The sequence below is a fragment of the Streptomyces sp. genome (genome assembly GCF_035645055.1).
Classification (GTDB): Bacteria; Actinomycetota; Actinomycetes; order Streptomycetales; family Streptomycetaceae; genus Streptomyces.
In genome coordinates, this window is record NZ_DASQNH010000094.1 from 127947 (window position 1) to 139644 (window position 11698).

The window sequence follows — 11698 nt, forward strand, 5'->3', positions numbered from 1 at the left end:
ACGGAAGGAAACCCCATGCACCACACCCTGATCGTCGCCCGGATGGCGCCGCAGTCGGCTCCGGACATCGCGGAGGTCTTCGCCGCCTCCGACCGCGGCGAACTCCCGCACCTCGTCGGGGTGACCAGGCGTTCGCTGTTCCAGTTCGGCGACGTCTACATGCACCTCATCGAGGCCGAGCAGGACCCGGCGCCCGCGATCGCGCGGGTGGCCGACCACCCGGACTTCCGCGACATCAGCAAGCGGCTCGAGCCCTTCGTCAGCCCCTACGACCCGCAGACCTGGCGCGGTCCGAAGGACGCGATGGCACGGTGCTTCTACCGCTGGGAGCGGGACGCCACCGGGTGACCGGACGAAGAAGGGCCGCTGTCCCCACCGCCGAGGAGGCGGGGACAGCGGCCCTTCTTCATGGGCGCGGCTCGCGGGCGCGATGGGCTGCCGGGGCGCGTCAGCGGGCGAGCGCCGGCAGCAGCCGCAGGGCGTTCTCCCGGTTGATCGCCCGCAGCTGGCCGTCGGAGAGAGCCGGGTCGGCGTCCAGCGCGGGTGCCGTGACGTCGGCGATGACATGGCCGGGGGTGGGTGGCCAGTCCGTGCCGAAGAGGATGCGGCTCGGGTCGACGGCGGCCAGCAGGGTGGGTGTGGCCGAGGGGGACATGGGGCCCGCCGTGTCGTAGTAGAAGCGGTGCAGGTAGTCGCGGACGCGGCCCGGCTCGATCGGCGGTGTGAGATGCCCGCCGAAGAGGTCCAGGCGGTCGGCGATGTAGGGCAGGAATCCTCCGCCGTGCGGGAGGATGAAGGTGAGGTTCGGATAGCGGTCGAGGGTGCCGTTCCGGATGAGGTTGACGGCGGCCCGGGTGGTGTCCACCAGGAAGTCGCAGACGAACGGCGGCATACCGGGCAGCCCCGCGTTCCCGCTCCCCGGCTTTCCCGCCGGCACCTCCATCGGATGGGTGCTGACGACGGCGTGCCGCTCGTCCAGTTCCCTCAGCAGCCGGTCGTGCGACGGGTCGCCGAGGTAGACGCCGTCCATGCTCGTTCTCGTGCTGACGCCGACGGCCCCCAGCTCGTCCAGGCCGTACGCGAGACTCCACGAGGACAGATCCAGGTCGTCGAGGAAGACCGGGGTGAAGAACCGGAAGCGCGCGGGATGGCTCTCGACGACATCGGCCGCCGCCCGCAGGGCCACCCGCGCGCTCTCCTGACGCTCCGCGCGCTCGCGGAGCCGGCCGAGCATCGCCACCGTCATGACGGCGGTGCCGATGCCCGTCTTGTCCATGACCTCCAGGGCCGTGTCCAGATCCCAGCGCGTCCACCAGGGCAGCTTCTCGCGGTCGACGACACCGCGTTCCTCCGCCCAGTCCAGCCAGGCGGGCGCGGTGAAGTGGTGGTGGACGTCGACCCGGCCCGCGGCGGGGATGTCGTCGAGTGCTGTGCTCATCTGTTGCCCTGTCCTCCTCGGCGATGGGGATTCACAGACGGCCGAGGACCGTCTGGAGCGCGGTCGTCAGCATCCGGTCGGGGTGCGGCAGTTCGGTGTGCGCCCGCCAGGCGACGAAACCGTCCGGGCGGACCAGGACGGCCCCGTCCTCGGCCGCGCCGTGCAGCTTCGCCCAGTCGGCGTCCGGCTCGGGGACGAGGTCACACCCGGGGCCGTCACCGACCAGATGGCACTCCACCGGGAGGCCGAGAGACCCGGAGGCCTTCGCGGCGGCGTCGCGCCACGCCTGTCCCCGGGCGCCGGCGAGGAGGACGAAGGACCGCTCGTACAGATCCAGCGTGGAGATCCGCACGCCGTCCCTGGTGACCCACATGTGCGGGGCGCGGGTGCCCGGGTCGCCGCCGAGCTGGAAGCTCTCCGGGACGACCGGAAGGTCGGGGGAGGCGCCGAGCACCGCGTCGGACGCGTACCGGTAGCAGAGCGCCACGGTCATCAGGTCTTCCGGATCGTTGTTGCGGGCCGCCGCGGAGCTGAACCCCGGGTGCTCCTCCTCCACCGCCTGCACGGACGCCCGGGTGCTGGTGGTGAGGGCGACGGGCCGCCGCTCCCGCTCGTAGCTGTCCAGCAGCGTCGGCTCCGCCCAGCCGCGGAGCACCGCGGCCAGTTTCCAGGCGAGGTTGTGGGCGTCCTGGATTCCCGTGTTGGAACCGAACGCCCCGGTGGGCGGCATTTCGTGGGCGGAGTCACCGGCCAGGAAGACCCGGCCCCGTCCGTAGCTGTCGGCGACGCGTTTCGACGCGTGCCAGGGTGCCTTTCCGGTGATCTCGACATCGAGATCGGGCACACCGGCGGCGGCCCGGACATGGTCCGCGCAGCGCTCGTCGGTGAAATCCTCGAGCGTTTCGCCGCGCTCCGGGAACCAGGGAACATGAATGACCCAGTGTTCCTCGTTGTCCACCGGCAGCAGAGCTCCCTCGCCCTGCGGATCGGTGATATAGCAGACGACGAATCGTTCGCCGCCCGTGTAGTCCTTCAGCCGCCGGCTGCGGAAGGTGACGCTGACATTGTGGAACAGCTCACCGGGGCCCGACTGGACGATTCCCAGCCGATTGCGCACGGGACTTCTGGGGCCGTCCGCGGCCACCAGATATTCCGCCGCCACGGAATACGTCTCCCCGGTCTCCCGGTCCTGGATCCGCGCCTGGATTCCCCGCTCGTCCTCCTCGAAGGAGACCAGTTCCGTGCCGAAGCGGATGTCACCGCCCTGGCGGCGGGCCTGCTCCAGCAGCACCGGTTCCAGATCGTTCTGACTGCACAGGCACCAGTCCGAGGAGCTGACCCGGGACACGTCCATGCCTCCGGAGATGTCCCGGATGATCCAGCGGCGCTGGCCTCCGGTGAGGGTGTCGACCTGGAGCACGCCGTCGTTCCCGGCGAGGGTGGAGGCGACGGCCCGGATGCGGGCCTCCAGCCCGGCCGTCCGGAAGATCTCCATGGTGCGGACGTTGTTCCCGCGGCCCCGTGGGTGTGTCGATGTCGCGGCGTGCCGCTCCACGAGCATGTGCTCGATGCCGAGCCGGCCGAGGAAAACGGAGGTGGAGAGACCCACGAGGGATCCACCGACGATGAGTACTGGTGCAGATTCGACTGCGCGTCCGCTCACTGAGATTCCTGCCCATCCGGCGGTGCCTTGGTCCGGGAAGTCGAAAACCGGCCTGTCAATCCGTGTTTATCAAGCGGTACTTGCCCATGCGATCGGGCACGCGTTTCACTGGGCCGGGCGGGTCAACGCGGGGATTTCACACGCGTTCCCCGGCGACCCGACCCATATGGCCCAGCAGTGTTTGCCGTGACGCGCGACGCGGGAAAACGTGGCACTCGACGGAGCCCACCCCGCGACACCCGGGAGCAGTCAATGACGCAAGCGTTCGCATCCGAGGAACTGTCATCCGAGGAGGCCGCGGCCGCGGCCGCCTCCTGCACCCGCGAGTTCCGCGCCAACCCGCATCCCGTCTACGCCCGGCTCAGGGAGACCGCGCCGGTGTGCCCGATGTCGCCGCCGCACGGCGTCCCGACGTACCTCATCACGCGGCACGACGACGCCCGCGCGGCCCTGGCCGACCCACGGCTGAGCAAGGACATGTACGGCGCCATCGACGCCTATCACCGCATCTTCGGCGACTCGTCCATCGCCCTGGACGACAACATGCTCTTCTCGGACCCGCCGAAGCACACCCGGCTGAGGAGGATCGTCGGCAACACCTTCACGCCGAAGCGGGTGCAGTCGCTGCGCTCGCGCGTCCAGCAGATCACCGAGGACCTGCTGGAGGCCTGCCCGGCCTCGCAGCCCGTGAACCTGCTCCCCGAGTTCTGCTTCCCGCTCCCGCTGCACGTCATCTGCGAACTGCTGGGCGTTCCTCGAAACGAGCGCAAGCAGGCCCAGGAGTGGTCCGCGACCGTCGCACAGACCGGCTTCGGACCCGAGGCGCGGGCCAAGCTGGAGGTGGCCGAGGGCAATCTGCGCGACTACCTGGTGGACCTGATCGCGCGCAAGCGGCAGGAACCGGACGACGCCCTGCTGAGCGCCCTCGTCGAGGCCCACGACCAGGAGGGCGCCCTCACCGACCACGAACTGGTCTCCACGGCGTGGGTGCTGCTCTTCGCGGGCCACAAGTCGACGGCGTACCAGCTCGGCAACGCCCTCTACCATCTGCTCACCCAGCCCGAGCAGAAGCGGCTGGCGCTGCGCGACGAGCAGTCGATGGCCGCGGCCGTCGAGGAGATCTTCCGGTTCGAGACCTCCGTCGAGAACGGGACGTTCCGCTACGCCAAGGAAGACGTCGTGATCCGCGACACCCTCATCCCCAAGGGCTCGCTCGTCCAGGTGTCGATCGCCGGGGCCAACCGCGACCCGGAGGTCTTCGAGGACCCCGACCGGATGGACGTCGAGCGCCCCAACGCCCAGGCGGACCACCTCGCCTTCGGCCTCGGCCCGCACTACTGCATCGGCGCGCCACTGGCCCGCCTGGAGATGCAGATCGCCCTCACCACGCTCTTCGAGCGGTTCCCCCGGGTCGCGCTGGCCGCGGCGCCGGAGGACGTGCCCTGGCTGACCGTGCCGTTCCCCGCCTTCCGCGGGGTCGCCGAACTCCCGGTCGTCCTCGACCCCTCATGACGGCCCCGGTACGGGTGGTCCGGCTGCTCCGGGTGCGGGACGGCAGGGAAGCGGACTTCGTGACCGCCTATCAGAGCGTGCTCGAACGGGCCCGCCGCTTCCCCGGCCACCTCGGCGAGCAGCTGTGCCGCTCCCTCGACGATCCCGCCCAGTGGCTGCTCACCAGCGAGTGGGAGAGCGCCGAGTCCGTCAAGCGGTGGCGCACCGACCCCGAGCACACGGCCCTGGTCGAGCCGCTGAACGCCTGCCTGCACGACGACCGCTGGACGGGGCTCTTCCACATCCTGAGCCCGGCCGGGACGCGGCCCGCACCGACTGCCGGTGCGGGAACGCGTTCCGCGGGTCCCCCTACGTAGCGGCCGTCGGTCCGGTCCCGGCCGGTTCCTCCCGACCGAGGCCGGTCCGGGCGCCGACCGCCACGAAGCGCCGCACGGGGAGGGGCGGGTACGTCCCCGACCACGTCACCGTGATGGCGTGCCGTGCACGGTCCGCTCCGCCGTCAGGGCGACGGCCCGAGGAGACGAAGCAGCACGGACCGGCACCGCGGAACGCCGGAGCACGCCCGGGCGTCGCGGCCGGCACCGGGGGACGTCCTCACCGCGTGTCCCCCTTCACCAGGTCGGCCGCTTTCTCCGCGGCCATGATCGTGGGCGCGTTGGTGTTCCCGCGCGGCACCGTCGGGAACACCGAGGCGTCGGCGACCCGCAGCCCCGCCACCCCGAACACCCGCAGCTCGGGGTCGACCACCGCGCCGATCGCGCAGGTCGACGTCGGGTGGTACAGCGTCTGCCCGGACCGCTGTGCCCAGGCGAGCAGATCCGCGTCGGAGTCCGAGGCGGGCACGGCGTACGGCCCGGTGACGAGGTCCGCCACCGCCCGCTGCGCCGCGATCTCCAGCGCGATCCGTATGCCGGCGACGGCGCAGTCCCGGTCCTCGGCCGTCATCAGGTAGTTGTGCACGATGCGCGGCGCGACGTCCGGGCGAGGGGAGCGCAGGGTGACCGCGCCGCGGCTGGTCGGGGCGAGCACGCACGGGCCGAAGGCGAAGCCGTGCTCGGCGGCCGGGCCGAGCCCCTCCTGGTGGAAGAGGACCGGGGCGGCGTGGAACTGCACATCGGGCGCGTCGAGTCCGTACCGGCTGCGGAAGAAGCCGCCGGTCTCCCCGATGTTGGAGGTCAGCGGGCCGCGCCCCGCGCTCTCCAGCAGCGCGGCGTTCTCCGGTGTCGCCGCGCCGGCCAGCGACTCCATGCCGGTGCGGAAGTTCAGCAGCGTCATGTAATGGTCCTGGAGCCCCTGGCCGACCGGCAGATCGCTGACCACCCCGACACCGAAGGCGGACAGCGTCGCGGCGGGCCCGATCCCGGAGAGCATCAGCAGCTTCGGGGACTCGTAGGCCCCCGCGGACAGGATCACCTCCCGCTCGGCGCGGACCACCTCGACGACGCCGCCCCGCTCCATCTCCACCCCCCTCGCCCGGCCGCCGTCGAGCACCACCCGGTGGGCGCGGGCGGAGGAGAGCACGGTGAGGTTCGGCCGTTCCAGGGCGGGGTGCAGATAGGCGACCGCCGTGCTGCACCGCAGGCCGCCACGCTGCGTCAGCTGGTAGTTCCCGACGCCGAACTGCGTCTCGCCGTTGAAGTCGTCGTTCGTCTTGTGCCCGGCCTGCCCGGCGGCCTGCACGAACGCCGCCGCGAGCGGATGCCCGGACCTGCCGTCGCTCACCGTCAACGGCCCGCCCACGCCGTGGTACTCGTCCTCGCCGCGCTCGTTGTCCTCGGAGCGCCGGAAGTACGGCAGCACGTCGGCGTACGACCAGCCGGTCGCCCCGGCCGCGGCCCAGCCGTCGTAGTCGGCCCGGCTGCCCCGGACGTAGATCATCGCGTTGATCGAGCTGCAGCCCCCGAACACCTTGCCGCGGGGCAGGTACGCGCGCCGCCCGCCGATCCCCGGCTCCGGTTCGGAGTCGAGGTCCCAGTCGAGGCCGGACTTGAACAACTGCGGGAAGGCGGCGGGGACATGGACCTCCTGCGCGGTGTCGGGGCCGCCCGCCTCGATCAGCGCCACCCGGACGTCGGGGTCCTCCGACAGCCGGGCCGCGAGCACACAGCCCGCGGATCCGGCGCCGACCACGACGTAGTCGTACCTGCTCATTCCATCCCCTTTGATCGAGAAGGCGGTGCTACGGGTGTGCGGGATCGAGGACGTGCGGGAGGAAGCCGCGACGAAGGGCGTCGGCGTCGGGTGCTCACCGTGGCGAGTGTCCCCGCAAGCCCCCGGTTCGGTACATGGTGCGGCGGCCGTCGGACGAGGGCACGGGCGAGATCACGCCACCCGGCAGCGGCCGGATCCACCGGCCCGGCGCGGGCCGTCAGCCGCGGACGCCGCTTTCGGCGGGAAGGGGCTGTTCCGCCCAGATGATCTTGCCGTCACGGGTCTGCCGCGTGCCCCAGTGCTCCGCGAGCTGGGCGACGAGCAGCAGACCGCGGCCGCCCTCGTCGAAGGCGCGGGCGCGGCGCAGATGCGGTGCGGTGCTGCTCGCGTCCGAGACCTCGCAGGTCAGCGTCGACTGAAGGATCAGCCGCAGCTGGATGGGGCCCCTGCCGTACCGGATCGCGTTCGTCACCAGTTCACTGACCATCAGCTCGGTGGTGAACGCCAGCTCGTCCAGCCCCCAGGCGGCCAGCCGGCCTGCGGCGAAGTCCCGGGCCCCGGCGACGGCCGCCGGATCGGACGGGAGGTTCAGCGTGGCCACATGACCGGGATCGAGTGCCCGGGTCCGGGCCACCAGCAGGGCGACGTCGTCGGCCGGACGGCTGGGCAGCAGCGCGGCCAGCAGCCGGTCGCAGATCTCCTCCGGCGGCCCCGGAGCCCGGGCGAGAACGTCGCTCAGCAGCGAGCGCGCGGTGTCCACGTCGCGCGTACGGCTGTGGAGGAGGCCGTCGGTGAACAGGGCGAGCAGACTGCCCTCCGGCAGCTCGAACTGGGCGGTTTCGAAGGGCAGTCCGCCCAGGCCCAGCGGTGGGCCGATGGGCATCTCCGGGAAGTCGGCCGCCCGGCCGGCCGGGCGGCCGTCGTCGACGGCCAGGGGAGTCACCACGGCCGGCACCAGATGCCCGGCGCTGGCCAGCGAGCACAGCCGGGACACCGGATCGTAGATCGCGTACAGACAGGTGGCGCTGGTCTCGCCCTCCTCACTCGACTCCTCGCGCTGGAGCCGGATGACCACGTCGTCGAGGTGGGTGAGCAGCTCGTCGGGCATCAGGTCGATGTCGGCGAAGGCGCGGACGGCGGTCCGCAGGCGGCCCATGGTGGCGGCGGCGTGCAGGCCGCGGCCGACGACGTCGCCCACGACGAGGGCGACCCGGGCGCCGGACAGCGGGATCACGTCGTACCAGTCGCCGCCCACGCCCGTGCCGGATCCGCTGGGCAGATAGCGGGCGGCGGTCTCGACCGCGGACTGCGCCACCGGGCGGCGCGGCAGCAGGCTGCGCTGGAGGGTGAGCGCGGTGGAACGCTCATGGGTGTACCGGCGGGCGTTGTCGATGTACACCGCCGCCCGCGACGCGATCTCCTGGGCCAGCAGGAGGTCCTCCTCGTCGAAGGGGGCCTCGGTGCGATGCCGGAAGAACTGGGCGAGACCCAGGGTGCTCCCGCGGGCCCGCAGGGGCAGCAGCAGCGCCGAGTGCGCGCCGGGCGCGAGCGGGCCGCCGGTGCGGTCCGGGGTGTCGGCGGCCGTGAGATGGCGCAGCAGCGGCTGACCCGTGGCCAGCGCGTGAGCCGGCCCGGAGTCCGCGGGGTAGGTGTGTGTCCGGCCGGTGGCGACGGCGGACTGCGTACCGCCGTCCGGTACGGCGTGCTGGGCGATGCGGCGCAGCACCGGCGGGGGAGTGCCGTCGTCCTGGAGGACGGACTCGAAGAGGTCGACGGTGACGAGGTCGGCGAAGTCGTCGGTGCCGACCTCCGCCAGCTCCTGGGCGGTGCGGGCGGTGTCGAGGGTGGTGCCGATCCGTCTGCTCGCCTCGTTGGTCAGCAGGAGCCGCCGTTGCAGCAGCCGGTCGCGTTCCTCCTGGTAGGCGACGACGACCTGCTCCGAACTCCGGTCGACGTACTCGAAACCCGTCGCGATCAGCCGGATCCCCGCGGCGTTGATCAGCTCCCAGTCGTCGGTCAGCCGCGTGGCCTCGCGCTGGATCTGCTGGAGCAGGCTCACATGGCCGAGGCGGTAGGCCCGCAGCAGGGTGCTGACCGGTACGCCCCGCCGGGCGAACCTGCGGGCGACCTCCGGCGCCGAGGCGGGTGTCTCGACCTCGGTGACGTCGAGGCCGTGCTCCAGCACGTCGAGGAAGGCGGTGACGTGCCCCGCGGTCTCCTCCCTGGCCACCGGGGAGAGGTCGTCCTCCTTCCACAGCCCGGGCAGCTCGCCGCGCAGGTGCCGCAGCAGTACCTCGGCCGACTGGTGCGCCCGCGGCCTCAGCTCCTGAGCCAGCCGCCGCAGGAAGGCGTCGACATCGGTCCCCATATCGGCAACGTACCGAAGGGTCCGGAACCGCGCCCGTCCGAGCGCGCCGGCCGCCGGTCTCCTCTCCCCTCCGCAGTGACCGCCATCAGGGGAGCCTCCCGGCGGACGGCGCGATGTCGTCCCTTGTGTTAGTGTCATGCGTTTGCGTGGTCGTCGCGGTGGGCGATTCCGTCTGTCCGGTTCCGCTTGTGCGTGGGCCGTTCGATCCTGCCGGGCCTTCCTCGGCACGTCCCCTGCGGAAGGCTGTTCATGAATCATCCCGACGACCCCGGCATCGCTCACGGCGGTCCCGCCCAGTCCGAGGCCGCGACTCCGGCGCTGCCCCCGGCCGTCTCCTTCGCCGGCCTGGAACTGCCGGTGGAGGTGCTGCGGACACTGAGCGGACTCGGGGTGCGCGAACTCTTTCCGATCCAGGCCGCCACACTGCCCGATGCCCTGGAGGGGCGCGATGTCCTGGGGCGCGGGCGCACCGGATCGGGCAAGACGCTCGCCTTCGGCCTGCCGCTGCTGACCCGTACGGCCGGGCGGCGCGCCGAACCGAAGCAGCCCCTCGCTCTGATCCTCGTGCCCACCCGGGAGCTGGCCCAGCAGGTCACCCAGGCGCTGGCGCCGTACGCCGAGGCGTTGCGGCTGCGGATGGCCACGGTCGTCGGCGGCATGTCGATCGGCCGGCAGGTCGCCGCGCTGCGCCAGGGAGCCGAGGTGGTCATCGCCACCCCCGGGCGCCTGCACGACCTGATCGAGCGCAACGCCTGCCGCCTGGGACGGGTAAGGATCACCGTGCTGGACGAGGCCGACCAGATGTGCGACCTGGGCTTCCTGCCGCAGGTTGCCGATGTCCTCGACCAGGTACGCCCCGACGGTCAGCGGATGCTGTTCTCGGCCACTCTTGATCGCGACGTCGACCAGCTGGTCCGCCGCTACCTCCACGACCCCGTCGTCCACTCGGTCGACCCGTCCGCGGGCACGGTCACGACGATGGAGCACCACGTTCTGGTCGTCCACGGCCCTGACCGCTACGCCGTCACCACGGAGATCGCCGCCCGCGACGGCCGCGTACTGCTGTTCCTCGACACCAAGCACGCCGTCGACCAGCTCACCCGGCATCTGCGGGCCAGCGGGGTGCACGCCGGGGCCCTGCACAGCGGCAAGTCCCAGCCGCAGCGCACACGGACCCTGGCGCAGTTCAAGAACGGCCAGATCACCGTTCTGGTGGCGACCAATGTCGCGGCCCGTGGCCTGCACGTCGACGATCTCGATCTCGTGGTCAACGTCGACCCGCCCACCGACCCCAAGGACTACGTGCACCGGGCCGGCCGCACCGCCCGCGCCGGTGAATCCGGCAGCGTGGTCACGCTCGTGCTGGCGGGCCAGCGCCGCGAGACGAGCCGCATGATGGACGCGGCCGGCATCGAGGCGACCGTCACCAAGGTGCGCTCGGGCGAGGCGGAACTGAGCCGGATCACCGGCGCAAAGGCTCCCTCGGGCACCCCGCTCGACGGCGGGCCCGCCGTCCCCCGGCCCAAGAACAGCAACGCTCCCTTCCGCGGCCTCGGCACCAGCAAGGACCCCTCCCGCGGCGCCGGCGGCAAGTCCCGAAAGGCCGGCGAGGCCCGCAAGCTCGCCGAGGCCCGCAAGGCTGCCCTCGTCCGTCGCAACGGCTGAGAGCCGTCGCCCCGTCAGCGCACCTCCGGGCCACGGGATCGACAACCCTCGGCCCGGCCCGAAGCCCGTCCTGCGCCCCTCCTCTACGACGCGAACGCCCTCGGCCGCGTGAGGGATACCCGCCGAAACAGAGCGGGATGATGTTGCCGGCGCCCCGCACCGCGCCCGGCATGACAAGCTGTGCTTGCCCACCCACCCCGAACCCAGGAGGTCACCATGACCGCAGAGCCCACACCTACGGACGGTTCGGAGCCGGCTGCCCCCGAGACGTCCCCGCTGGCGCCGGACAGCGACGGCAACTACGACCTCAAGCGCAAATTCCGCGAAGCCCTGGCGCGCAAGCGCGGTGCGCAGGCGGACGCGGCCGATGTTGCCGCCAACCCCGACGCGTCGAAGGTGCGCGCGGCGCACGGCCCGGCTTCGAGCCAGCGGTCGTTCAGGCGCAAGAGCGGCGGCTGAGTCGACCGGCCCCGCGGTCCGGCCGCTCTGCCGGCACTCTGCGCGCTACCCACGCGCGCTCCGTGCGGTGGCCCGCAACCTGCGCATACCTGTGGCGTTGCGGGCGAGGCGTAGCCGGGGTTCTCACCTGTGACCGGCGCGCAGCCAGTCCTCGCGTCGGTCCTCACGCGTGCCGAGAACCGCCAGGCAGGGCGACTGCTCGAACACGGCGGACCCGCGGCCCTCGACGCGATGGCCACCGGTGAAGTCACGCACGGGCGCACGGCCGTCGTAGCGGCGGGGGCCGAGGGACTCGGTGGGCATGCCTTCCGGCCGCGCCGGATCCGAACCGGTCGTCCACCGGGTGATCTCCTCGCGTACGCCAGGGGCGAGCTCCTCGGCGCGCTCCGCGTCCCACACGAGGTCGAGCAACGTCTCCACCTGCCATTCGCCCGCCACATCG

General features: G+C 72.1%; 9 protein-coding genes and 1 pseudogene. 5 read left to right on the plus strand and 5 right to left on the minus strand.

Translation table 11 applies throughout. From position 1 onward, the window contains the following. Positions 1-15 precede the first annotated feature (15 nt). A complete protein-coding gene (locus tag VE614_RS30260) occupies positions 16-348 on the plus strand; it encodes a TcmI family type II polyketide cyclase (protein ID WP_324944305.1) in 333 nt (110 codons plus the stop codon). 100 nt (positions 349-448) lie between these two features. Here VE614_RS30260 and VE614_RS30265 read toward each other — a convergent pair whose 3' ends face one another. Both VE614_RS30265 and VE614_RS30270 read right to left on the minus strand, forming a co-directional pair. After that, complete coding sequence (locus VE614_RS30265) at positions 449-1438, minus strand: amidohydrolase family protein (protein ID WP_324944308.1); 990 nt, start codon at positions 1436-1438, stop codon at positions 449-451. Between the two features lie 31 nt (positions 1439-1469). Continuing rightward, complete coding sequence (locus VE614_RS30270; protein WP_324944311.1) at positions 1470-3101, minus strand: FAD-dependent monooxygenase; 1632 nt, start codon at positions 3099-3101, stop codon at positions 1470-1472. 252 nt (positions 3102-3353) lie between these two features. Here VE614_RS30270 and VE614_RS30275 point away from each other — a divergent pair, with 252 nt between their 5' ends. Continuing rightward, positions 3354-4613: a cytochrome P450 gene (locus tag VE614_RS30275; RefSeq protein WP_324944314.1), complete on the plus strand. Its 1260-nt coding sequence runs from the start codon at positions 3354-3356 to the stop codon at positions 4611-4613. Next, the gene (locus tag VE614_RS30280; protein ID WP_324944317.1) at positions 4610-4969 is read left to right on the plus strand and encodes an antibiotic biosynthesis monooxygenase family protein; all 360 of its coding nucleotides are present in this window, start codon (positions 4610-4612) and stop codon (positions 4967-4969) included. The genes VE614_RS30275 and VE614_RS30280 overlap by 4 nt, the downstream gene beginning before the upstream one ends. Before the next feature lie 238 nt (positions 4970-5207). Here VE614_RS30280 and VE614_RS30285 read toward each other — a convergent pair whose 3' ends face one another. Then, a complete protein-coding gene (locus VE614_RS30285) occupies positions 5208-6764 on the minus strand; it encodes a GMC family oxidoreductase (protein WP_324944320.1) in 1557 nt (518 codons plus the stop codon). A gap of 217 nt (positions 6765-6981) precedes the next feature. After that, complete coding sequence (locus VE614_RS30290) at positions 6982-9132, minus strand: ATP-binding SpoIIE family protein phosphatase (protein ID WP_324944323.1); 2151 nt, start codon at positions 9130-9132, stop codon at positions 6982-6984. Positions 9133-9381: 249 nt separating this feature from the next. Between VE614_RS30290 and VE614_RS30295 the strand changes: the two genes are divergently transcribed. Next, positions 9382-10797, plus strand: a complete 1416-nt coding sequence (locus VE614_RS30295; protein ID WP_324944326.1) for a DEAD/DEAH box helicase — start codon at positions 9382-9384, stop codon at positions 10795-10797. A gap of 216 nt (positions 10798-11013) precedes the next feature. Then, entirely contained in the window at positions 11014-11256 is a 243-nt protein-coding gene (locus VE614_RS30300; RefSeq protein ID WP_324944329.1) for a DUF5302 domain-containing protein, read from the plus strand. A 123-nt stretch (positions 11257-11379) separates the two neighbouring features. On the opposite strand, the pseudogene VE614_RS30305 reads toward VE614_RS30300, so the two are convergent. Continuing rightward, positions 11380-11698 (minus strand): annotated as a pseudogene (locus VE614_RS30305) (nitroreductase); the annotation flags it as partial.